General features: G+C 34.8%; 16 protein-coding genes. 6 read left to right on the forward strand and 10 right to left on the reverse strand.

All coding sequences use genetic code 11. The features are described 5' to 3' along the window. The gene (locus ACFSTE_RS17565) at nt 1-945 is read right to left on the reverse strand and encodes a hypothetical protein (RefSeq protein WP_378254696.1); all 945 of its coding nucleotides are present in this window, start codon (nt 943-945) and stop codon (nt 1-3) included. Nucleotides 946-949: 4 nt separating this feature from the next. Beyond that, nucleotides 950-2398 carry an MBOAT family O-acyltransferase gene (locus ACFSTE_RS17570; protein WP_378298311.1) on the reverse strand — a complete coding sequence of 483 codons (1449 nt, stop codon included), beginning with the start codon at nt 2396-2398 and terminating at the stop codon, nt 950-952. A 605-nt stretch (nt 2399-3003) separates the two neighbouring features. On the opposite strand from ACFSTE_RS17570, the gene ACFSTE_RS17575 reads away from it, so the two are divergent. From ACFSTE_RS17575 to ACFSTE_RS17590, 4 genes are all read left to right on the forward strand, one after another. Next, nucleotides 3004-4137 carry a DegT/DnrJ/EryC1/StrS family aminotransferase gene (locus tag ACFSTE_RS17575; protein ID WP_378254699.1) on the forward strand — a complete coding sequence of 378 codons (1134 nt, stop codon included), beginning with the start codon at nt 3004-3006 and terminating at the stop codon, nt 4135-4137. Then, nucleotides 4134-6059, forward strand: a complete 1926-nt coding sequence (locus ACFSTE_RS17580) for a polysaccharide biosynthesis protein (RefSeq protein ID WP_176030356.1) — start codon at nt 4134-4136, stop codon at nt 6057-6059. The genes ACFSTE_RS17575 and ACFSTE_RS17580 overlap by 4 nt, the downstream gene beginning before the upstream one ends. Nucleotides 6060-6183: 124 nt before the next feature. Continuing rightward, a complete protein-coding gene (locus ACFSTE_RS17585; protein WP_378254701.1) occupies nt 6184-6972 on the forward strand; it encodes a polysaccharide biosynthesis/export family protein in 789 nt (262 codons plus the stop codon). Between the two features lie 8 nt (nt 6973-6980). Beyond that, nucleotides 6981-9356, forward strand: coding sequence for a GumC family protein (locus tag ACFSTE_RS17590; protein WP_176030354.1), 2376 nt, complete (start codon nt 6981-6983; stop codon nt 9354-9356). A gap of 79 nt (nt 9357-9435) precedes the next feature. Here the strand turns inward: ACFSTE_RS17590 and ACFSTE_RS17595 are convergent, their stop codons facing one another. From ACFSTE_RS17595 to ACFSTE_RS17615, 5 genes are all read right to left on the reverse strand, one after another. Then, nucleotides 9436-10173 carry a tyrosine-protein phosphatase gene (locus ACFSTE_RS17595; RefSeq protein WP_176030353.1) on the reverse strand — a complete coding sequence of 246 codons (738 nt, stop codon included), beginning with the start codon at nt 10171-10173 and terminating at the stop codon, nt 9436-9438. A gap of 122 nt (nt 10174-10295) precedes the next feature. Further along, complete coding sequence (locus ACFSTE_RS17600; protein WP_378254704.1) at nt 10296-11030, reverse strand: head GIN domain-containing protein; 735 nt, start codon at nt 11028-11030, stop codon at nt 10296-10298. 32 nt (nt 11031-11062) lie between these two features. Further along, a complete protein-coding gene (locus ACFSTE_RS17605; RefSeq protein WP_378254706.1) occupies nt 11063-12166 on the reverse strand; it encodes a hypothetical protein in 1104 nt (367 codons plus the stop codon). Continuing rightward, on the reverse strand, nt 12147-12713 hold the full coding sequence (locus ACFSTE_RS17610; protein WP_176030350.1) for a hypothetical protein: 567 nt from the start codon (nt 12711-12713) through the stop codon (nt 12147-12149). The genes ACFSTE_RS17605 and ACFSTE_RS17610 overlap by 20 nt, the downstream gene beginning before the upstream one ends. Continuing rightward, on the reverse strand, nt 12710-13195 hold the full coding sequence (locus tag ACFSTE_RS17615; protein WP_378298313.1) for an RNA polymerase sigma factor: 486 nt from the start codon (nt 13193-13195) through the stop codon (nt 12710-12712). Before ACFSTE_RS17615 ends, ACFSTE_RS17610 begins: the two co-directional genes overlap by 4 nt. 291 nt (nt 13196-13486) lie before the next feature. Between ACFSTE_RS17615 and lon the strand changes: the two genes are divergently transcribed. Then, nucleotides 13487-15937, forward strand: coding sequence for an endopeptidase La (gene lon / locus ACFSTE_RS17620; RefSeq protein WP_378254708.1), 2451 nt, complete (start codon nt 13487-13489; stop codon nt 15935-15937). A gap of 234 nt (nt 15938-16171) precedes the next feature. Continuing rightward, nucleotides 16172-16879 (forward strand): (d)CMP kinase, encoded by a 708-nt coding sequence (gene cmk / locus ACFSTE_RS17625; RefSeq protein ID WP_176030347.1) that lies wholly within the window; start codon nt 16172-16174, stop codon nt 16877-16879. 81 nt (nt 16880-16960) lie between these two features. Here cmk and ACFSTE_RS17630 read toward each other — a convergent pair whose 3' ends face one another. From ACFSTE_RS17630 to ACFSTE_RS17640, 3 genes are all read right to left on the reverse strand, one after another. After that, nucleotides 16961-17326 carry a hypothetical protein gene (locus tag ACFSTE_RS17630; RefSeq protein ID WP_378254711.1) on the reverse strand — a complete coding sequence of 122 codons (366 nt, stop codon included), beginning with the start codon at nt 17324-17326 and terminating at the stop codon, nt 16961-16963. Nucleotides 17327-17551: 225 nt separating this feature from the next. Further along, nucleotides 17552-20872 (reverse strand): reprolysin-like metallopeptidase, encoded by a 3321-nt coding sequence (locus ACFSTE_RS17635; RefSeq protein ID WP_378254713.1) that lies wholly within the window; start codon nt 20870-20872, stop codon nt 17552-17554. 242 nt (nt 20873-21114) lie between these two features. Next, the gene (locus ACFSTE_RS17640) at nt 21115-24465 is read right to left on the reverse strand and encodes a reprolysin-like metallopeptidase (protein ID WP_378254715.1); all 3351 of its coding nucleotides are present in this window, start codon (nt 24463-24465) and stop codon (nt 21115-21117) included. Nucleotides 24466-24616: the final 151 nt, after the last annotated feature.

The raw sequence follows: 24616 nt of genomic DNA on the forward strand, positions 1-24616 counted from the left end.
TTAGGACTTCTTTTTTATATAATCAACGATGACTTTTGCGATAAGATCTCTTCCGTGATTGTTCCAATGTTTGTCATAAATAAGTGTTTTAGGTTTCTTGGAACGGGAGAATTCTGACGAAAAATCGAGATACTTATATTCGTTTTTTTCAAGATGTTCTATAAACAATGGACTTGTGTTTTCTTTATCAAGAAGAAAAGTAAAACGCTTTTTATCAAAACCATAACGTTTGATTAATTTTTCAAAGTTAGCGAGGTAAATTACTTCAGTATCTTTCTGAGTACGTTTTTTAGAAGTCGTTTGCTGCGAAGGGAAAACAAAAGCTTTGAGGGAATTGATAAGCCTTTTTGGGGCATCCAATATCCCGATGTTTTGAGCGTAAACCAATAATTTACTTTTCTTAAATAAACGATTGGTCGGAGAGTCAAGATTCAATCGGTATTGTACAACCTTGTACCGATCCCGGGTCAGGTCATTTGAAAATTTAACTCCTAAAAATACCTGATCGATTTTATCAAAATCTTTCTTATATGCATGAATAAGGTGCAGTTGATCTGCCAGATCGTATCCTGCATAACCATATTCGTATACTTCGGTATCAGTTAACTGTTGTTCTATTTTTTTTCCTATAGAGTTTTGGTAGTGTTGATGAAACCCTTCGATAAAAGAGTCTCCTACAAGAGCTATTTCTTTTTGAGAATATGAAGGAGAGAATTCTCTGTAGGAGTTAAAACCGGAATTGTTGATACGGTATTCGGAAAAATTTTGTCTTCTGTTACCGGTTACTGCATACCCTTTCTGATTTGGTTTCCACTTTTCTACTTTATTATGATCCAGATATCGGAGTGGGGTATCTTTCCCCAGATGAAATACTCTAACCATTAGTTCTAAAGAAATCAAGATTAAAAAACTATAGATTGTAATTGTGTATAAAAGCTTTTTCATAGGATTAGAATTGAAAGTAAATAAAAGATCGATCTACGTGATCATCATAGAATAACAGTATGAAAAATATCAGTAGCAGATAGGTGATAAAACGGAGGGTTTTGGAATTAAAAGGGATTGGAGATCTTTCATTTCTGCGAATGATGTACTCATAGCAGATGAAGAGTAATAATACGATGAAGTAGTCAATCATCCTGTACCCCAGTGGATGTTGATAGTGTTCATAATAAAAATGAGTACAAAATTGTTTTATAAAAGCAAAAGCATCTGTCACAGAAGCAGACCTGAAAAATATACGGGAAAAAGTGACGAGAGAAAAGGTAAGCAAAAGCTGTAAAACCTCTATAAACGAAGGGAATACTTTGTTTTCGGCAATAACAGTATTCATATAAATCCGGTTTCTTCCCATTAAGAATACAGGAATGTATAAGATTGCATGAATGGCTCCCCATACAATAAAAGTCCAATTAGCGCCATGCCAGAATCCGCTAACCAGAAAAATAATGATGATATTTCGGACCGATTTTGATTTGGTTACACGGCTGCCTCCTAAGGGTATATAAACATAATGTCTAAACCATGTCGATAGAGAAACATGCCATCGCTGCCAGTATTCTGCTACATTTCGTGAAAAATTAGGGAATTTAAAATTAGACCTTAGTTCGATTCCAAATAATTTGGAAGTTCCAATAGCGATATCAGAGTAGCCGCTAAAATCACCATAAACCTGAAAACTGAATAGACAAACACCTAGTAGCAATGTAGAAGCACTATGTGTACTGTAATGAGCAAATATGTCGTCAACAATAGGTGCAACCCCATCAGCAATGACTATTTTTTTAAACAATCCCCATAAAATTAGTTTTAGCCCATCAGTACATTGAGTGTAATTAAAACTTCTTTTATCAGTTATTTGGTGAAGCAGGTTGGAAGCTCGTTCTATAGGACCAGCAACTAGCTGAGGAAAAAAACCGACGAAGGTTGCAAATGAAATAAAATCCCGGGTAGGGCGTAGCCTTTTGTAATAAATATCCAGAGAATAGGACATTGTCTGGAAAGTGTAAAAGGAAATACCGACCGGAAGAATGATTTGCAAGGTCCAGGAGCTTTGAGTACTAAATCCCAATAAAGAGGTGAGATCACTCCACGATTCAATAAAAAAATTGTAATACTTGAAGAATCCCAATAAACTCATATTAAAGAATACACTGGTTAGTAACCAGTACTTTCTAAGATGAGGATGTGTAGCAGTAGCAATCTTAATACCCACTACGTAATCTACAGCAGTACTGGCAAGGATTAAAAATAAAAAGCGCCAATCCCACAATCCGTAAAAGAAGTAACTGGCAGCTAATAAGAAAATGTTTTGTTTTGTATAACTTCTCCTAAGAAACCAATACACAACAAATACAATGGGTAAAAAAATAAAATAGGGTAGCGAGTTAAATAACATAAATTATCAACTAAATGACTAAAGTTTATTAGTATGCCTAGTCAATAAGGAAGGTCGAAAAAAGGGTAGATTTATTAGGTCCGGTAAAAATTGTTCTTTTAAATAAAATAATCAAGAAATACTTACTTTTTTTTATATATCTAAAAAATAATGTTAAAAAAGTTGTATTTCTTATGTACTTAAAAATTAATGATTCCATAGTGATAAGATAACCTGTATCTAAAAGATATCATCGTACTTGCTTATAATAAAACGAAGTATTATAAATAATGATTATATGTCTGATATTCAATGCGTATTCCCCTTATATTATAGGGGATATACCCCTAATTTTTTTCGTACATAACCTGTATGAATTGTAAGAGGGTTTTAACATTTTGCGTTGTTGGACGAGATTTTGAGTATTCTGTCCAATATATTGATGTAAGCGCTATTTTTTAAGATTACTGAGCTATTTTTACAATGGAAAAACAACTAGAGTTACATCATACTAGAAAAGTCTACCCCCTTTTCTTTCAGTTAATTTAGATTGTTATTAAAGAACTAAAAACGATTATATATATAATTCGTTGTTACTGTTTTGTTTCATTTTTAATGGGAAAACTATGAAAGCAATTGATTCTAAGAAAATATGGTTATCGTCTCCACACATGGGAGGAAACGAACAAATGTACGTTAAACAAGCATTTGATTCTAACTGGGTTGCCCCCTTAGGACCTAATGTAAATGGGTTTGAAGATGATATCGCTACCTATTTAGAAAATGAATCGTATGTCGCTGCACTTAGTTCAGGAACAGCGGCCTTGCATTTGGGATTACAGCTTTTGGGAGTAACCCATGGAGATGAAGTACTCTGTCAGAGTTTTACATTTGCAGCTTCTGCGAATCCAATTACTTACTTAGGAGCGAAACCTGTTTTTATAGATAGTGAAGAATCAACGTGGAATATATGTCCTGAACAATTGGAAGTAGCTATTAAAGACCGATTGAAAAATGGTGTAAAACCTAAGGCGATTATAGCAGTACACCTATATGGAATGCCATATAAGGTTCAGGAAATTCACGATATAGCTGCCGCTTATGAAATTCCGGTATTAGAAGATAGTGCAGAAGCATTAGGAAGTAGTTTCTTTGATGTGAAATGTGGTACGTTTGGGGATTTAGCAATCCTCTCATTTAACGGAAACAAAATTATTACCACTTCGGGAGGAGGCGCCTTAGTAGCTAAAAAACAAGAAATAAAAGACAAAGCAATATTTCTTTCTACACAAGCCAGAGATAATGCTCCGCATTATCAGCATTCTGAGATCGGTTATAATTACCGTATGAGTAATATCGTAGCGGGAATAGGAAGAGGACAGATGGAGGTATTGGACAAGCATATAGGTTTGAGAAGAAGAAATTACGAATTTTATTATACACATTTAAATCAGTTAGCAGGAATATCTTTTGTCGAAGAGCCTAACGGATATTATTCAAACAGATGGTTAACTACGATTAAGACCTCGTCTTATGAAGTAAGAGAAGAAATCAGACTTGCGCTGGCAGCGCAAAATATCGAATCAAGACCCCTTTGGAAACCAATGCATAAACAGCCTGTTTTTTCGGATTGTAAGTCATATGTAAATGGCGTATCAGAATCTCTTTTTGAGAAAGGACTTTGCTTACCAAGTGGATCGAATTTAGAAGAAGAAGATTTACAAAAAATTGTTTTTGTAATAAAAAATATAGTACAATGAAACTCAAAGAACTTATCCTGAATTATTCAAATAGACATGCCTCCAAGTGGCTTGTTTTGGGAATTGATCTTTTTATCATAGTAGTGAATTTCTTTTTGGCGTACATCGTGCGTTTTGGAATTGTATTAAACTTTGATATTGCTGAACTTGGCTATCGATTACCGATCATCGTATTAATGGCTGCTATAAGTTTTTTATTAGTAGGTTCTTATAAAGGGGTGGTCAGACATACCGGAATGAAAGATGCCTATAATTTGTTTTTGGCTGTAACAATTTTATTTACCATGAGTGGAATACTGATGGTTTTTAGTCGCCTGGGAGTAATTCCTGAATTACTTAATATACCGATTTCTATTCTATGTGTATTTTATTTGCTTAATATTATTACATTGACATTAAGTCGATTAGTTTTTAAATACGGGTACCAAAGTATCAAATCCAGGTTGGGACAAGCTTCCCGTATACTTATTTACGGAGCAGGAGATTCAGGATTAATTACACAAGCAGCAGTAACAAATGATTCTAAAAAATCTATTACTGTAGTTGGGTTTATTGATGATAATCCTCAGAAAATAGGAAAAACAATTAATGGAATTACTGTTTTCAATCCAGATGTAATTACAGAAAAGTTTATAGCAAAAAATAATATTAAAGAGGTAATCGTTTCGATGCCACAAATAAGTAAGAAACGTTTGTCTAAAATTTCAGATCGATTTTTAAAATTGAGAGTAAAATTGAGAATCGTTCCAGCTGTAGAGGATTGGATTGATGGAAGATTAGAAGCTTCTCAGATTAAACAAATTCAAATTGAAGATTTATTGGAGAGAAATCCAATTTCTTTAGAAAATCAAAATATCAAGAGAGAATTAGAAGGAAAAGTTATTTTGATTACCGGAGCTGCAGGTTCTATAGGAAGTGAAATTGTACGTCAGGCATCTTATTATAACTATAAGCATTTGGTTTTGGTAGATCAGGCAGAATCTCCTTTATATGATTTACAGCAAGAACTCTTAAGAAAAGGAACGACTAATTTTACACCAATAGTAGCCGATATCAGAGATTATCATCGTACAGAAGCTATTTTTGAAAAATACAAACCTAATATGGTATTTCATGCAGCAGCATATAAGCATGTGCCATTAATGGAAGCAAATCCATGCGAGGCGTTGAAAATAAATGTATTGGGAACAAGAAGTGTTGCCAATCTGGCATCTAAGTATAATGTAGGTAAATTTGTTTTTGTTTCGACAGACAAGGCAGTTAATCCTACCAATGTAATGGGAGCTACTAAAAGAGTAGCTGAGATGTATATTAAGTGCTTACAAAAAACGAGTAAAACTAAGTTTATAACCACGCGTTTTGGAAATGTCCTTGGATCTAATGGATCTGTAATTCCTTTATTCAAAAAACAAATAGAAAGAGGAGGACCGTTAACTGTAACACATAAAGATGTTACGCGATTCTTTATGACGATCCCTGAAGCTTCTCAATTAGTGATTGAAGCAGGAACGATGGGGAATGGAGGAGAGATCTTTATTTTTGATATGGGAGAGTCCGTAAAAATATTTGATCTAGCTAAGAAAATGATTCGATTATCAGGCCTGCAATATCCGGATGATATCGATATTGAGATCACTGGATTACGACCAGGAGAAAAACTATATGAAGAGTTATTGGCGGATACTGAGAATACATTGCCTACCTATCATAAGAAAATAATGATTAGTAGATTAGCGGATCACAATAGTGAGAACCTAAAGGAAAAAATAGATGATTTAAGTATTTTGAATTTAATTAATCAAGATCATTTGATTGTGAGTAAGATTAAAGAGATTGTTCCTGAATATATCTCTAATAATTCTACTTTTGAAAGTATCGATAAAGAAAACGAAAAAAGTAAACCATTAGTACAGGTTAACTAATATATTCTTAGGTATACATTCATCTGTAATATCACTTTTATATTGATTTTAAAAACAAATTACAATTTAGTATAATATTATATATTTTTGTACTTGTTAGTAATTTCACAAAAGCATCTATTTTATGCCACATTTAAGGTTATTCGCCCTCATATCTATTGTAGTATCAGTTTTTTCTTGTAAAACACCTACAGATGTAGTCTATTTCCAAAATTCTGATAATCTCGAAGAAATTGTTTCTAAAAATTCATTCACTCCAGTTTTTAAGGTAGATGATATTATCAGTGTATTGGTTTCGGCTACGGATATGGAAGCAGCAAGACCTTTTAATATGACACAGGGGACTTCCACTGGTGCTTCGGGACAGCCACCTGCTGTAGGAGGACAAGCAGCGAATCCTACCTATCTTATTGACGAGAATGGTTTAATTGATTTCCCGGTACTGGGAGAATTAAAAGTAGCAGGACTAACCAGAATCCAGGTAAAAGAATTAATAAAAGAAAAACTTCGTATCTATATAAAAGAACCGATTGTTAATGTTCGTTTAATGAATTTTAAAATTACGGTTATAGGAGAAGTAAACAGACCAGGATCGTATACGATACCAAATGAGCGAATTACAATAATAGAAGCATTAGGACTCGCAGGTGATTTGACTATCTTAGGAAAAAGGGAAAATATTAGTGTGATAAGAGAAAAAGATGGTGTAAATGTGTATCACAAAGTGAATTTAACTTCCAAAGAGCTCTTTAATTCACCAGTTTATTATTTGGCACAAAATGATGTGCTGTATGTAGAACCTAATAAGGCCAGAGTAAGAAGTTCAAAAGCAAACAGAGATACAAATACATTTGGAATTATTATGAGTATTGTCGGGGTAGCACTATCCGGTTTGGCGATACTTTTAAGATAGAATAAGTTATGTTTTCTAATATAGAAAAAACAGAGGATAATGATGCATTGAAGAATGCGTTCAACACTAATGGGAAAAGTACTACTTCTATAACAGGGTATTACATACGAGAGCAAATCATTAGGTATTTAAAAAAATGGTATTGGTTCTTATTAGGAGCAGTAATTTGTGTATCTATTGCTTTTTTGAAAATACGTTATACAATTCCTCAGTATAGTGTGTCTTCTACAGTATTGATCTCCCAGGATGATAATATTGGACAATCAGAATTATCAGCGTTCAAAGACTTAGGGATTCTTGATGACACTAGAAATGCTATTGAAAACGAACTGCAAATTATAAAATCCCGAAGAATTATTTCCAACGTTGTAGATAATCTGAAATTAAATGTTCAGTATTTTACAGATGGGAGAATTCTGGAAGTTGAAAGCTATCCCAAAGCTGCAGTAGAGATTAATTTTTTATCGGAGGATTCGATTGTTAAAAACAGGTTTAAACATTTTAATGTACTCGTTAATTCAGAGACTTCTTTTTCATTAGTTGATAAGGATGGTAATGTTATCAACGAACATTCCTTTGGAAAGACAATTAATACATCAATAGGGGATGTGGTAATTACTCCTAATGTGGATGTAATCAAAGCCAATATTGGTAAAATTATTAAAATTAAAATCTCTCCCGTAGCGAATACGGTAGAACGATATAGAGAAAAAATATCTGTAGGGATTGCCAGAAGAGGATCTTCTATCGTCAGAATATCACTAAGTGATGGTGTAAAGCAAAAAGCAACTGATATTCTGAATAATTTAGTAGAAGAATACAATAAATTTACTATTGGTAATAAAAAAACAGTTTCTGCAAGAACAGCTGATTTCATCAATAATCGATTGGATCTAATCTCAGGAGACTTATCAGAAGTAGATGACGAAGCTGCAGGGTATAAGTCAAAATTTGGGTTAACTAATAATATTGAAACTCAGACTGAGCGTGTTGCAGACATTGATTCCAGAAATGTACAGGAAATTTCGCGTTTGAATACCAAATTAAGTTTGATAGAATCCATGAGACGATTCATATTAAGTCAGGAAGGAAGATATGATTTAATTCCATCTAATCTAGGGTTTGATGATATAACAATTACCAATAATGTAGGAAAGTATAATGCATTGACATTACAGAGGAAACGATTGTTAAAAACATCCAGTGTTCAGAACCCTGTAGTTGTTAATATTGATGAGCAGATTGATGGACTACGGCAAGTACTTATCGGTAGTTTGAACAGTCTTAAAAGCACCATTAAAATTCAATTAGGAAGTCTTCAGACGCAAGATCGATATTTTAGTGGGAAACTATACAATGCGCCAAAAAGGCAAAAGGATCTTAGAGTCATAGAAAGAGAGCAAACCATAAAAGAACAATTGTATCTCTATTTATTGCAAAAGAGAGAAGAAGCAGAAATAACCAGTCATATTACTTTATCAAATACCAAGGTAATTGACAAGGCTTCTGTATTGAGTGCCAGATTAGTATCCCCTAATAAAAAGATGACATATCTCGTTGCATTATTAGCAGGGTTATTAATTCCGTTTGTGATTATTTATTTATCCGATTTACTAAACATTAGAGTAAGTTCTAAAGAAGAGCTGGAGAAGAATACTTCTATGCCGATGTTAGGAACGATACCCATTATAAAAAATAAAGCAAAGATTGTTATCTCCAGAACAAGTAGATCCGGTATTTCTGAGGCATTCAGAATATTGAGAACCAATCTGGATTTCCTGATGGCTGGAAATGCAAAGAAAACAGGAAAAGTTGTTTTTGTAACGTCTACAATTTCTGGAGAAGGAAAGACATTGATTTCTTGTAACCTGGCAAAAACATTAGCGATTTCCGGAAAGAAAGTAATCTTTGTAGGAACTGACTTTAGAGATCCTAAGTTTCATGAATTTGTAAAGCTTCCCAATGGAAAAGAAACGGTAGGATTTACGAATTATATAATGACACCTGACCTGAGTCCTGAGGATGTTATTCTACATCAGGAAACTGAAGATCCATTTGATATTTTATGCTCAGGAGTGATCCCTCCAAACCCTGCAGAATTACTTATGCAAGACAAAGTAAAAGTAATGTTTGAGTATTTGGAGAAAAACTATGATTATGTGGTAGTAGATACTGCACCAGTGAGTTTAGTTACAGATACCTTACTCATCAGTGCGCTTGCAGATATATGTATCTATGTTGTAAGAGAAAATTACTCAGACAAACGTATTTTAGAAATTCCAGAAAACCTGTACCAGAATAAAAGGTTGCCTAATATGGCTGTATTATTGAATGCTTCCAGAAATAAACTGGGCTATAGTTATGGATATGGATATGGAAAGTAATCGAAGTTAAGCGCTTTTTTATAATTCGAGCAAAGAATTCTTTTGGGATGTATAAAAGGATAGGTAGAGAAATCGTACTTTATCGATTAAAGAATCGATTTCGTTGCATAATAGGAAGCAATTTCTTGATTAACTTGGATGGAAACCCTTTTTCTAATGTCTCGAACTGATGATTGTTATGAATATCGGATCCGGTAAAATCCATAAATCCGGCATTCATCAATTTGATAGCTGTTTCCTTTACTTTTGCCCCGTAATACCCGGATAATGAAAGTAAGTTCATTTGGAATAATACCCCTTGTCTTTTTAATGCTTCGAATTCTTTTATAGAGTTATAAAAAGTATAACGTTCTGGGTGTGCCAATAAAGGGGTGTAACCAGCAAGTTTAATTTCGAACAATAACTCATTAAGGTTTAGAGGAGCACTAAATGTAGACATCTCTATAAGAACGTAGGTATTTGCTATGGGGAGAATATCTTTGTTTTTTAACCGTTGCTGAAATAAATCATCCAGCATATATTCAGCTCCTGCGAGTATTTCTATTGATGGGATGTCGAGTGTATTGACCAGAGCCTGAATCTCTGATAATTTTTGAGTTATAATTTCACTGGTATTTGGCCATACCTGCTGCATGATATGTGGAGTAGTGATTATTTTTTTGATTCCTAAACTTGCGAATTTTTCAATTAAGAAAGCAGCTTCATAAATTGTTTTGACACCATCGTCTATTCCAGGTAGAATATGCGAATGTATGTCGATATAATTATGAGGAATAAAATCCCTCAATGGTATTTCTTTTTTAGGTAAAAATAACACAGTTATGTATTTTGGGGTAAATAATAGTCTTTAATTTACGATTAATTCGAAAATTATATAAATAAAAACAAAAAAAAGCGCATTATATGATATACAATGCGCTTTTTTAGACGAAAAGACGATTATTTCGACCTGATGCTTCCAGATCCGGATACTTTAGTATCTCTCTTCTGTGGTGAACCTGAATAAGTTATATCTCCAGACCCCATTACTTTGCCATTAATCAGATTCGTGGCATTCGCACTGATGTCTCCTGATCCGGATACAGCAGCATACACTTCTTTTGCTTTTAGACTATCCGCTTCTACATCTCCAGATCCAGATACTTTGGCTTTGAAGATAGTAGTCGTTCCTGTCAGTGAAATATCTCCTGATCCTGATACAGCTGCTTCTACTACATTGGCATTTATCGATAGGATAACATCTCCAGATCCAGAAACTTTAGTTTTAAAAGTATCACTTTTGATAGCACTTTCTCCTTCAACTTTTCCGGAACCAGATACTGATACTGCTGTAATGTCCCTGTATGGAACAGTAACTTCAATGTTCTTGTTTCTGGAAGGTCTTAAAGAAACCCCATTCTTTACCTTTATAACCAATGTGTTTTCACGAGTTTCGGTAACGATATATTCCATAAAATTACTTTCGGCTTTGATCGTGATATCACCTTCTTTCCCTTCGATGAGTAATACGTCAATATTTCCTCTTGCACTGATTTTATCGTAGGAACCCGTTGTTCGGTGAGTAGTGGTAATATCTCTGTTTCCTTTTACTTTTTTATTCCCAAAAAACTGAGCATTGGCAGATGTAAACACTGTTAACAGTGTTAATGTGATTATGGTTGTTACTGTTCGCATGATTGATGATGAATATTATAATTAGTTATTGTTTATTTTTTCTTTAAGCTTACTCCACCATAACTGGAAGTAATGGTGATGTTGTTATTAGTATCCGATGTCCCATAGAATCCCTGATAGTGTTTGGAATGTGAGCTTCGATCTTTGACGTTGAGTGTAATATCTTCATCTAATTTGATACCGCCATAGGATGTTTTGATCGAAAAGTCAAAATTACAAGTTGGATCAAAACCAACATCTACTCCTACATAACTCGTTTTGATAGCTACTTCATTAATCGTTGGTTCCAGGTTATATATTTTTAGAGATCCGTAGTCAGAGTTAATCTTAAGACTATTGCTCACACTGGTTATTTTTGTATTTAGATAATCTCCGTTTCCGTTTATAGTATTTCCTTTTTTTATTTTCAGACTTCCATAATCGCAACTGTATGTCAGGTCGTCAATTGTGGTTATATGAGATTGAGAATAATCAGCAACAAGCTTTACGGTTCCGGCTTTTTCTAAATCAAAATCAGAATAATCGGCATTGATAGTTCCATTTTTCATGTATTTTATGACGCTGTTATGCGTATAATCTATATTGATAGTGTTGTTATCTCCCAGAAGATTGTTTAGTAATACCTGACCGTAATCACAATTTATTTTGGCATCTCCTTCAATGGTATCCAGTGTGATTGTTCCATAGTCATTGGTCAGATTAACACTATTAGTAGCAGGGATTTTTACAACATAGTTAATTTGCATGTTCACCTGACTATTTTTCCAGTTTGTCATGAGTTTACTCCACCAAGAAGAAGTATTCTTTTTGAAAATGGTTCTTGCTTTTACCTGACTTTTATTATAACTCTCAAAAGAAATGCTAATGTTATCTAGTTTTTCAAGCACTTTTTCTTTGTCATTTCCGCTAACCTTGACAACGACATCGATAACGATTTTATCCTGATCCCAGGATGTGATGTCAAGATTTCCATAAGAGTTGTTTATTACTAATAAGGCGTCATTAGAAACTGAGAACTCTTTTTTTATTGCTTTTTCTTTGGTGTATTTCCCGTTTTTAAACGTAGGACCATTCGCGAGTAATAGGGTAGGGATACAGAATAATACCCAGAGGATTTTAGAGAATATCAGTTTCATTTTCTTGCAATTTTAATTCGTTAATTTCTTCTATTTTTTCTAGAACTTGTTCTAATAGTGAGCTTCTTTTTTGAAAGTTTTTAATCATAGCGCTAATCACTTTTTTATTATAGCCGCTTTGAACAAGATCAATTTTTAATTTATCGTAATTTTTTTCCAGTTTACGCAGTTGACTCATGGCATCTTTGACAAGGTCTTCTGTGTTTTCTGAGCTCAGTTGTTCTATTTCTTCTAATTGATAAGCAATTGCTTTGGTAAAGAAATCTTGCGTTTCTTCCATTTTGGGAGAAATAGTTGCTAAATCAGCAGTTTCTTCTTCTGTCGTCATCATTTTGGGGATAAAAATTCCCATAAGAATGGCGATAGAAGCGGCAATACTGACTATAGATACCCAGTTTCTTTTTTTAGGAGCAATAGGTACTACTTTGACGTCGGATTGCTGTTTTAATTTTTTCAAAAATTTAGCTTCGTGATTCTCAGAAGGCTCATAGATATCAAAGGAATCTTCTATAGAGTCAAAAAGCTTGTCTAATTCATCTTCTTTCATGCGATTTCAATTTTTTTTCGTAAACTTTCTTTAGCTCTGGAGATCATTGTTCTACAATTAGCAGGAGTAATATCCATAATATCACAGATCTCGTCATAATCATATCCCTCGATAAGATGTAAAGATAAAATAGTACTATAGTTCTGTTTTAGGGTATGCAGGGTCTGTACTATTTTAGATGTAATAGAAGTAGTTGATGTGTCTTCTTCCGATACACCTTGATCATCATCGTGTAAAGTATGTTCTACACGATCCCAATCTAATTCGTCATTCGGTTTACTTTTTTTAATATGTGACAGGCTTAAATTAATTACAATTCTTTTTAGCCAGGGTCCAAATAATTTATCATTTTCTAATTTTTCTAGTTTCGTAAATGCATTTAAAAATGCCTCTTGCATGATGTCTTCCGCGTCCATACCATTTTTTAGAATTCTATATGCAGTATTATACATTGCTTTATAATATCGCCTATAGATCTCCATCTGAGCATGTTGATCTTTATTCCGACATTTATTTACAAGTTGTTCTGTATTTAGTTGGGTTAGTTTCAAAAAATCAGGTTATTTTTACATTAAAGATATGTAATGTCACTTTTTGTTACAGTTTAGGAAATTTTTTTTTTATTTTCTGGCATAACAATTGACTTACACGGATAAAGGAAGTTAAATAATTGATATGATTATTTTGTATGTTCCTTATTATGAGCTTTAAACAAAAAAATAAATAGAAGTCTTATTTTGTTTTTGTGACAAAATGGCTTTTGATATATACATATGACTAAATCCAAATTTATAACAGTTGACAGTTTGTCATTTCAAGGAATTAATGAAGATGCAGAATTGATCCCTTTAATGACACCTGAGGATGAAGAGGAAATTAATAAAGAAGACTTACCAGATTGTATTCCTATTTTACCATTGCGAAATACTGTATTATTTCCCGGAGTAGTTATTCCTATAACTGCAGGAAGGGATAAGTCGATCAAGCTAATTAATGAAGCTAATAACGGAGATAAAACTATTGGGGTAGTTTCTCAAAAAGAAGAAGAGATTGAAAATCCTTCAGTAAATGATATAAATAGGATAGGAGTTGTCGCAAGAATTCTAAGGGTTTTAAAAATGCCTGATGGAAATACGACAGTTATTCTTCAGGGGAAAAAGAGATTTGAGATTGATGAGTTTGTAGAGGAAGAACCATATATCAAAGCTAAGATTAAGGAGGTAGCCGAAGAAAGACCTGCAAATGATAATCAGGAATTCAAGGCAATTATAGACTCAATTAAAGATCTGGCATTAGAAATTATCAAAGAGAGTCCCAATATTCCTTCTGAAGCATCATTTGCGATTAAAAATATAGAGAGTAGCTCATTTCTAATAAATTTTGTATCATCAAACCTCAATTTGCCAGTTGATGAAAAACAAAAAATACTAGAAATTAATGACTTAAGTGAACGAGCGCTGGTTACCCTTCGTTATATGAATGTAGAGTTTCAGAAATTAGAACTTAGAAATGACATTCAGAATAAGGTTCAACATGATATGAGCCAGCAGCAACGAGAGTATTTTCTACATCAACAAATGAAAACCATTCAGGAAGAGCTAGGAGGGGTTTCTCATGAAGATGAAATAGAGGAAATGCGCCAGCGTAGTAAAGATAAAAAATGGAATGAGGATGTAAAAAAACACTTTGACAAAGAATTGTCAAAAATCCAGCGAATGAATCCTCAGGTGGCGGAATATTCTATTCAGCGAAATTACCTCGATTTGTTTCTGGACCTTCCGTGGGAAGAGTATAGTACTGATAAATTTGACCTGAAGAAAGCAAAAGAAATTTTGGATCGGGATCACTATGGACTTGATAAAGTAAAAGAACGAATTATAGAGTATCTGGCCGTATTAAAACTGCGCAATGATATGAAATCTCCTATTTTATGTCTGTATGGACCTCCGGGAGTAGGAAAAACTTCTTTAGGGAAATCGATAGCAGAAGCCTTAGGGAGAGAGTACGTAAGAATTTCTCTGGGAGGGCTTAGAGATGAAGCAGAGATCAGAGGACATAGAAAGACCTATATAGGAGCTATGCCAGGAAGAATTATTCAGAGTCTTAAGAAAGCAGGAACTAGTAATCCGGTATTTGTGCTGGATGAAATTGATAAGCTATCCGTGGGGAATCAGGGAGACCCGTCTTCTGCCTTGTTAGAAGTATTGGATCCTGAGCAAAATTCAGAGTTTTATGACAATTTCTTAGAAGTAGGATTTGACCTGTCCAAGGTAATGTTTGTTGCGACATCTAATAGTCTAAATACCATACAACCAGCACTAAGAGATCGTATGGAGATTATTAATGTGACAGGGTATACCATAGAAGAAAAGGTAGAAATTGCTAAACAGCACTTATTGCCAAAACAGTTAGTAGAGCATGGGCTAGATACTAAACATCTAAAAATAGGAAAAGTACAGTTAGAAAAAATTGTAGAAGGCTATACCAGAGAATCCGGAGTAAGAGGGTTGGAAAAACAAATAGCAAAAGTAGTCCGTTATGCGGCTAAAAATATTGCGATGGAGGAGGAGTATAATGTCAAAATTACCAATGAAGACATCGTCGAGATATTGGGAGCTCCTAAATTAGAACGGGATAAATATGAGAATAATGATGTAGCTGGAGTTGTAACCGGTTTAGCGTGGACTAGTGTAGGAGGAGATATCTTATTCATAGAATCAATTATATCCAAAGGAAAAGGAAACCTGACAATTACGGGTAACTTGGGGAAGGTAATGAAAGAATCTTCTACCATTGCTATGGAATATATCAAAGCAAATGCAGAAGAACTAGGAATTAATCCTACTATTTTTGAAAAATACAATGTTCATATTCATGTACCGGAAGGAGCTACTCCTAAAGACGGTCCTAGTGCCGGGGTAACGATGCTTACTTCTTTGGTTTCTTTGTTTACACAGCAAAAAGTGAAAAAAGGAATAGCTATGACCGGGGAAATTACCCTTAGAGGAAAAGTACTACCAGTTGGTGGAATTAAAGAGAAAATTTTAGCTGCTAAAAGAGCTAGTATAAAAGAAATTTTACTTTGTGCAGAAAACAAAAGAGATATTGATGAGATTAAGCAGGAATATCTCAAAGGTTTAAAATTTCATTACGTAACAGAAATGAGTGAAGTTTTGGATATTGCGCTGACAAAAAGTAAAGTAAAAAACGCTAAAAAGTTTTAAGGCAAAGCCTAGCTGTAAGCAAGCAGGGAAAACATGATATAGAAAATAGCTCTTAATTCGGGATGTCCCGAGATAGATAGTTTGATCATAAAGTAATCAAAGAGATTCAATGAATAAAAACCGGAGTACTCTTGGAGTATTCCGGTTTTTTTATGTAAAATCTGTGATGGATTTGGTATCTAATACGTAAATTAGCCTGTTTTTAGTTTCTACTATTTAAATAATAAACAAAGCGTGTCTGATAAGAAAATAATTATAGCTATTGATGGATTTTCATCAACAGGGAAAAGCACTGTAGCAAAGCAATTAGCAAAAACCTTGGGGTACATTTATGTAGATACTGGCGCCATGTACCGATCGGTAACCTTATATGCAATGAGAAATAAAATAATAGATCAAACACATTTTGATGTAGATCGTCTCATTAATTCTTTACCGGATATACATATAAAATTCGAAGTAAATCAAACCACTAGGTTAGCTGAAGTTTTATTGAATGAAGAAAATGTAGAAAAAGAAATTAGAAACCTATCAGTATCTAGGCATGTGAGTCAGGTTGCCGCTATATCTGAAGTTCGAAAAAAACTTGTAGAGCAGCAGCAATTAATGGGAAGAGATAAAGGTGTAGTTATGGATGGAAGGGATATTGGAACTGTTGTATTTCCGGATGCTGAATTAAAATTGTTTATGACAGCAACAGCTAAAGATCGAGCAGAACGCAGGTATAAAGAATTGATAAAAAGAGGAGATCAGGTTACCTATGAAGATGTGTTGAAAAATGTAGTGAATAGAGATCATATCGATAGTACCAGAAAAGATTCTCCCTTAAAGAAAGCAGAAGGGGCTATTGAAATAGATAACTCTAATTTGACCTTGGAAGATCAGTTTAATCAAATCCTTACATTATCACGCAGTACGATCAATAGATATAATAAAGAATAGGGAGTATTAAGCAACTTATTCAGAAATTAAGTTTCATTTCTTAGAATTATAACAATTTCTCGTATATTCTTTTTGAGATTGTTATTCCATCATGGAATCTAAATTGGTAATCTTATTCTCTTTATAAAGTGAACTGTCTATTTTTCGCAATTCATAAAAAGTCATTTGATGCTTTACCCATTCGATCAGCTTTTTATAAGTTCCTTCATCGTCCCTCATAACAATAACTCTGTTAAGGCGTAATACATGATCCTGTAATTCATATAATTGAGGGATAGAATTGTCGTGAACTTCATAAAAAGGAGTTTCATTAACAATGGTAAATTTTTGCCCGTTATCCATTATGATAATGTTTTTATAACCATATATAATATGTGTTTCTGACAAGGTCTGACCATAATGGGAAAGGGTAGAAAATAAAATAAGTACAAGTAAAATTTTCTTCATAGTGCTAAATTAGACTGCAAATTTACGGTTTAACCGTATTCTGATCTAGCTTTATTTTAAATTTTATTCTCTTTAATCGATGAAACGCATTGTTTTTTTATAAAATGGTTTTTGATCATTTTTTAGAGGAAGATTATTTGGTTCCAGAGCGGTTTTTTACATTAAAAAACCACTAGATAGTTATACTATCTAGTGGCTTTAACACAAAAACGTTATATTTTATTTTTAGTTGTTTTGGATAATAAGTCTGTGATTAGATATTTTATTATTCACATTAAGCTTTACAATGTAATATCCTGATTTTAAACTTTTTAATTGTATTGATTTTTCTAAAACAACTCCGGAGTCTACTTTTCTACCTAATAGATCACGGATTTCATAGTTTACATTTTTATAAGGAGTGATAACTGATAGCATGCTATGACTGGCAGAAGGATTCGGTAATATTGATATTTTAGGAGCTTCTGTTGTTTTAAAGTCATCAATGCTAATACCTCTCGCAGTACTGCTGATAGTAAAAGAAGTAGACTCTGAGGCACCAAATGATCCTCCAGAAGCTAATGTTGTTGATCCAGAAGTTAATGAATAAGAACCGTTTCCATAGCTACAGCAGATACCATCTCCATAGCTGTCAAGAATCTTGAATGTATAAGAACCAGGTTCTAAACAAGCTGTTTCTGTAACAGTAGATCCATCAGGTTGCGAACCATAAGTTCCTCCTGAAGCTACTACCTGATTGTTACTATTTAGTATTTCCCAGCTAGTTTCTTCTGGATAATTGTCTAATTTGATTGATAAGTTAACATCTGTACATGGATTTGTAATAGTTCCTGTAGAGAGTTTTACATCATCCACTGCGATATCACTTCTCCAGGTTGTACCTGTTACTCCATTTAACCTTAGTTGTAGAGCTCCTCCGGTATAAGAGGATAGGTCTATAGTAGCAGACTGCCATGAATTTCCTTGGTTTCCTGATTTGGACCAAACTGATGTCCAGCTAGCACCATTATCACTACTGGCTTCAATTGCAAGACTTCCCATAGAAGAGGCTCCATACATATGATACTGAAAGGTAAAAGTCGCTTGTGTTGTAGCGGATAAATCAAAACATGGAGAGGTCAGGATGGCTCTTTTGTTAGGGTATCCTGTTCCATTCCCAGAAGCTTCGATATATACATAATAAGTCCCTTGTGCAGCACTGGCAGGTCCTGTATTATTAGATGGTGTTCCATTAGCATCTACAGTCCAGTTGCGATTATCATCTGTGTTTTGAGTCCATGCTCCGATTGTGTTTTCAAAGCCTTCGTTATAAGGGAATGAAGACACTCCTCCATCACATGTACCTGTATTACCAGGAAGAGTTGATAGAGTAGCAGTATTACTAAAACCAGAAGTATTTCCAGCCGCATCTTTTGCTTTTATTTTGAACGAATAAGAAGTGTCAGGAGATAAACCAGTTGCCGTATATGAAGTACCAGTAACAGTTTCTATCAGCGTATTTCCCTGGTAGATTTCATAACCTGTTACACCTACGTTATCGGTTGAAGCATCCCAGCTTAAATCAATTGTAGTTTGTGTCGCGTTTGATGCAGTCAAATTACCAGGTACTGTAGGAGCTTGTGTATCTCCTCCAGTACTACCTGTTATCGTAAAATTAGCATTAGAAATATCAAAAAAGATATGAGCTGTTCCTTTTACCATAATTCGGTTTTGTGTTCCCGGTTGATTCGGCACTGTAATTGAATGTGATCCGTCATTGGTTACTCCGCTGGCTAGTGAAATAGGGTAGGTATCACCTCCATCGGTAGATAGTAAAATATCTACAGTAGCTGCATTTACTCCATTTCCAGTTGTTCCTGCTACATCCCAGGTAACGTTTTGAGATGTTCCAGCCTGCCAAGATACATTGGTATTGGGAGCATTTACAACAAATGGTCCTGCTGTTCCATTAACGGTAACTCTCATATCATCACTGTTATTAGCCGCTCCACCAGCTTTATTATCTCGTACAGTTAATCTGAAATTAAGTGTTCTAGCTACAGTAGGCACTGCTTCCCATTGCCAGGAAGTAGCTCCTGTTTTGATCGTTTCTAATCTTGGGAAATATCGTTTGTTATCTGTAGTAGGGTTATAGGACCTAAAAGTTACTCCAGAGGTTCCTGTAGCACTTGGATATGTAGATGAAGCGTCATTTTCATCCGCTTGTTCCCAGCAGTATGTTAATGTATCTCCGTCTGTATCATTTGCCTGCCCTGTAAGTACGAATGGAGTTCCTTTCGGAATGGTGTAGTCCGCTCCTGCATTTACTGTAGGAACAGCATTCCCTGTATTTGTATTTGTCTGACAGTTGGTAGATTTTACATAATTGGTTACCTGCTGAATTGAGAAAAAGTGAAAGTACGGATCACTGTTTTGCTGTACATCAGTGGCTCCTGTAATTCCTGCATATCCCATAATAGTACTACCACTACCAGGTTCATAATGAGCATTCGTTCCTTCGTTTCTAATGGTAAAAGTGTGATTTGCTCCAAATTGATGTCCTAATTCGTGTGCTACATAATCGATATCAAAAGCATCTCCTTCAGGAGTTCCTCTGGAAGTAAAAGCACTCCCTTTACGGTTATTGACACATACACAACCGATACATCCTGCATTTCCGTTGTCTCCTGCTTTTGCAAACAAATGCCCAACATCGTAATTAGCCTCTCCAATTACACTGGTTAAGGTAGACTGTAATTGGCTGTTAAAACTTCCATTAGAGTAAGGGTCTGTACTAGCATTGGTATAAATAACATCATCATTATTAGCAATTAATACCATAGTAATTCCAAAATCATTTTCATAGACTCCATTTACACGTGTCATGGTTGCATTGATAGCAGCCATTGCTCCTGCTTTTGTTCCTCCATGAAACTGCGTATACTCTCCGTTGGTAGAAACTGCAAGCCTAAAAGTGCGAAGAATACCATCATCAGCATTTCTTTTGGTTGTACCAGAAAAGTTCTTATGTGAAGTTTTCTCTTCTACTAAACAACGTAATTTACTTTCTGTAGCGGTCTTTTCTGACCTTTTATAGATTGTATAACTTCCATCTGTAGTATAAGGCTCAATAAATACCGAACCTTCAGAAGCAGATAGTTTCATACTTTGTAAGCCTGATGGAGCAATACTAAACCTGATGATTGCGGTAGGATCATCGATACCTTGTCCTGCATATGATTTGATAGATGGATATTTGGCAGCCAGATCAGGATGCATTACAGGGGCTTCAAAAATTTTGAAAGATTCCATATCTCCATTAGCATTCGGGAATTGAACTATGACGTTCGATTTTCCAGCAGATTTTTCTCTTGACGGAGAGCCTTTCAAAACTTTTTTCAAGCCTTCTATATCTAATCCAAATACTGTTTTATTAGGTAGATTTCTCTTAGTTGTAATGATACTAGTTTGGGATTTGACCGTGGTCTTTTTCCAGTAGTTATTGGTTTGTGAGTACCCAATACCAATACAACATAGGCATAGAAGCCATGATAATTGTTTTTTCATAATTTTTGGTTTGTTTTAAATTTGTGTTAATCAAATGTAGAAATTCTTAGGTTTTTTTGAAATATTTTTAACATAAATGTTAATTAATTGAATAAAATTTATTATTTATGTGGTTAGTCTATTGTTTTATTACGGTTTTTCAGTAATATTTTACAGGAATAGATGGTACTAAGAAGCAGGGCAGTTGGATATAAAAAAAGCAGGTACCGATCGATACCTGCTTTTTCCCACAAAACGGGGTATTACTTTTTTATAACCCGATGGGTTGAGTGTTTTTCATCTATAATTAATGACAATAGATATGCACCGCTATTAACCTCTTTGAAGGATATCGTATTATTGTTGATAGTTCCTTTTTTAATCGTTCTGCCAACAATATCTCTAAGGATAAAAGATGCCTTTTTTCCAGAGTGGATAACCGTTAACATTTCATTTCCTTTTATAGGATTAGGAAACAACTCAAGACTGTTTTGAGTAGTAGTTTCAAAAGAATCAACTTCAACTCCTTTGGCAAAATTCCCTATGGTAAAGGTGGTGGATTCACTTCCGGCAAATTGCCCTCCAGAAGCCAAAGTGGTTGTTCCGGCAGTTAACTTGTAATTACCATTTCCATAGCTACAGCAAATCCCATCACCATAAGTGTCTTTAATAGTAAACGTATAAGACCCCGCAGCTAAACATTTAGTAGCGGTTACAGTAGCTCCCCTTGGTTCAGATGTATAAGGACCTCCGCTGGCAACTGTCTGATTATTCGTGTCTTTGATCTCCCAGGAGGTTTCACGAGGGTAATTGTCTAACTTAATCGTTAGATTAACATCTGTACATGTTGGGTCAGTAGTATTAGAACTGAGTACTACATCATCTATTGCAATGTCACTTTGCCAGGTATTTCCTGTTAACCCATTAAATCGTAATTGAACTCCACTGCCAATATAGGAGCCTAGATCAATAGTAGCGGATTTCCATGAATTTCCTTGATTACCTGATTTATTCCAGATAGAAGTCCATGTGGTTCCTCCGTCCTTACTAATTTCTAAATGGAGACTTCCCATAGAGCTTGCTCCGTACATATGATATTTAAAGGCAAAACTTGCTTGATTTATATTGGTAAGATCAAGGCAAGGAGAAGTAATAATAGCTCTTTTTCTAGGGAATCCAGATCCAGAAGCTTCTATATATAAGTAATACGTTCCTTGTGCTGCATTTGAAGGACCTGTATTTCTAGAAGGGGTTCCGTTAGCATCCACTGTCCAATTTAGGTTGTCATTCGTTGACTGTATCCAGTTACCTATTGTATTTTCAAAACCTTGTTTATAAGGGAAAGAAGAAATACCATTAGTACAACCGTCTCCTCCAGTACCAGGTAATGTAGATAAAGTGGCAGTATTACTGAATTGTGACATATTACCGGCAGCATCTTTTGCTTTAACTTTAAAAGTATACGAAGTATCCGGAGTTAATCCTGTAGCTGTATAAGATGTAGCGGTAGCAGTCCCAATCATTGTATTTCCTGCATAGACGTCATAACCCGTTACTCCTACATTATCTGTTGAAGCAGTCCAGTTCAAATCAATAGTGGTTTGAGTAGCGTTAGAAGCTGCTAATGCAGTTGGTGTACTAGGAGCTTGTGTATCGCCGGAACCACCTCCTGTGATGGTAAAGTTGGCGTTAGATATATCATAGAATATATGGTTACTTCCTCTAACCATGATTCGGTTTTGACTTCCCTGATTATTAGGTACTGTTATCGTATGTGATCCATCGTTTGTAACATTACTAGCTAATGTAATAGGGTAGGTGTTTCCTCCATCAGTAGATAATAGAATATCTACATTAGCAGCATTAATACCATTAGCTGTAGTTCCAGCTACATTCCATGTTACCGTCTGAGAAGAGTTGGCAGACCAGCTGACATTGGTATTAGGGCTATTGATCACAAAAGGACCAGCATTACCACTTACGCTAACCGTCATGTTATCAGATGCCGAATTTCCTCCACCGGCATGATTATCCCTTACAGTAAGTCTGAATTTCATTGTTCGGGCAACAGAAGGAACAACTTCCCAGGTAGAAGAAGTACTTCCGCCGATTACAGTTGATAATTTAGGCATATAGCGATCCGGAGAACTGCTTGATGGATAAGAACGAAAAGCAGGTCCAGAAGAAGAGGAACTATTAGGAGGCATGGTTGCTATTTGATTATCCATTTGTTCCCAGTTATAGGTAAGAGCATCTCCATCTGCATCAGTAGCACTACCTTTCAGGATAAAGGGAGTTGATTTTGGGATTGTATAATTAGCACCTGCATTGGCTGTTGGAGCATTGTTTCCTGTATTGCTACTTACTGCACAGGAAGTGCTGGATACATGATTCCACATCTCTTGAATACTAATTGCATGAAAGTGATCATCACTATTATTACGAACGTTTGGAGAACAGATTCCCGCATAACTCATAATTGTATTTCCACTACCTGGTTCCATGGCAGTAGAGCTATTTCTATTTCCTCCACAAGCATTATTAAAAGTGTGATTGGCACCAAATTGATGTCCTATTTCATGTGCGACATAGTCAATATCATATGGATCAGAAATCGGGTTACTCGAACCGGTGATTCCTCTTCCTTTACTACCGTTACGGCATACAACACCAAGTCCAGCAAGACCACCTCCACCAGTACTAAATGTGTGTCCAATGTCGTAATTACTACTTCCAATTTCTCTGTCGCATACTCGCTGACTTTCTCCGATAAGCGCTCCGGCATTATTATTAGACAGACCATCAGTACTAGCATTTAAGTATATGATTTTTGTGTTATTGGGTACCAATTGCATGGTTACACCAAGATCTCTTTCATAAATACCATTTACACGGGTCATTGTTGTATTCATGGCAGAAAGAACTGCTGCCTTTTTTGTTGCATCAGAAGCACTGGAAGGAACTCCTTGATTATTTAGGTGAAATTGTGAATATTCCCCAGTACAGGCAATTGCCAGACGGTAGGTTCTTAATTTACCATCATTTGCATTTTTAAGAAGTGGGTTGCTTACTTGTTTTGTAGACACTTGATCCTCTACTGCGCAGGCAAAATTACTTCTTGCAGATAAATCACTTTTTGAATAAAGAACATACGAAGCATTGTTTTTTGTGTATGGATCAATATAAGTAGCAATTTTGTTTGGGGAAGTTATCATTCCGTGGAAACCATCCGAAGCGATACTAAAATGTATTAGTGTTGCCTTATCATTCACATTGATACCTGTATACGATTTTATATCAGGAAATTCTTTAGCGAGCTCCGGGTGCAAAACTGTTCTTTCGAAAATACGATACGTTTTTAATTCCCCGTTTTTATCAGGAAATTGAATGGTTAATGAAGAAGCTGTTGTTTTGCTTTTAAGCGGAGCCTTTTGCAAGGCTTTTTTTATTCCCTCCAGATTGAGACCTAAAATAGTGTTGTTGGACAATTCTTTTTTAGAGGGCTGTACAATATTACTTTTTGAAATTGTAGCTGGGGTCCAGTAGTTATTAGTTTGAGAATAACTGATGCCAATAAAGAATAGGCATGCTAACCATAAAAAATGAGTTTTCATGTTATATTAAGTTTGAGTTTGTGTGCTGTAAAAATACTCAAAACCTATCTTAAATATGAAATATATTGTTATAAAACAGTCTTTTATGAATGTTTTAAGAGAGAAATAAGGTAAAACAGTTGTTTATTTATGTGTAAAAAGTAATGTTTGG

The sequence above is a fragment of the Aquimarina hainanensis genome (assembly GCF_042684685.1).
GTDB lineage: Bacteria > Bacteroidota > Bacteroidia > Flavobacteriales > Flavobacteriaceae > Aquimarina > Aquimarina hainanensis.

Excerpts from the sequence above, each read along its gene's own strand:
- ACFSTE_RS17575 (WP_378254699.1), top strand. The coding sequence starts at position 3,004 with ATGAAAGCAATTGATTCTAAGAAAATATGGTTATCGTCTCCACACATG.
- ACFSTE_RS17615 (WP_378298313.1), bottom strand. The coding sequence starts at position 13,195 with ATGGAGATCTATAGGCGATATTATAAAGCAATGTATAATACTGCATAT.
- ACFSTE_RS17570 (WP_378298311.1), bottom strand. The coding sequence starts at position 2,398 with ATGTTATTTAACTCGCTACCCTATTTTATTTTTTTACCCATTGTATTT.
- ACFSTE_RS17565 (WP_378254696.1), bottom strand. The coding sequence starts at position 945 with ATGAAAAAGCTTTTATACACAATTACAATCTATAGTTTTTTAATCTTG.
- ACFSTE_RS17630 (WP_378254711.1), bottom strand. The coding sequence starts at position 17,326 with ATGAAGAAAATTTTACTTGTACTTATTTTATTTTCTACCCTTTCCCAT.
- ACFSTE_RS17585 (WP_378254701.1), top strand. The coding sequence starts at position 6,184 with ATGCCACATTTAAGGTTATTCGCCCTCATATCTATTGTAGTATCAGTT.
- lon (WP_378254708.1), top strand. The coding sequence starts at position 13,487 with ATGACTAAATCCAAATTTATAACAGTTGACAGTTTGTCATTTCAAGGA.
- ACFSTE_RS17580 (WP_176030356.1), top strand. The coding sequence starts at position 4,134 with ATGAAACTCAAAGAACTTATCCTGAATTATTCAAATAGACATGCCTCC.
- ACFSTE_RS17590 (WP_176030354.1), top strand. The coding sequence starts at position 6,981 with ATGTTTTCTAATATAGAAAAAACAGAGGATAATGATGCATTGAAGAAT.
- ACFSTE_RS17640 (WP_378254715.1), bottom strand. The coding sequence starts at position 24,465 with ATGAAAACTCATTTTTTATGGTTAGCATGCCTATTCTTTATTGGCATC.
- ACFSTE_RS17600 (WP_378254704.1), bottom strand. The coding sequence starts at position 11,030 with ATGCGAACAGTAACAACCATAATCACATTAACACTGTTAACAGTGTTT.
- ACFSTE_RS17635 (WP_378254713.1), bottom strand. The coding sequence starts at position 20,872 with ATGAAAAAACAATTATCATGGCTTCTATGCCTATGTTGTATTGGTATT.
- ACFSTE_RS17610 (WP_176030350.1), bottom strand. The coding sequence starts at position 12,713 with ATGAAAGAAGATGAATTAGACAAGCTTTTTGACTCTATAGAAGATTCC.
- ACFSTE_RS17605 (WP_378254706.1), bottom strand. The coding sequence starts at position 12,166 with ATGAAACTGATATTCTCTAAAATCCTCTGGGTATTATTCTGTATCCCT.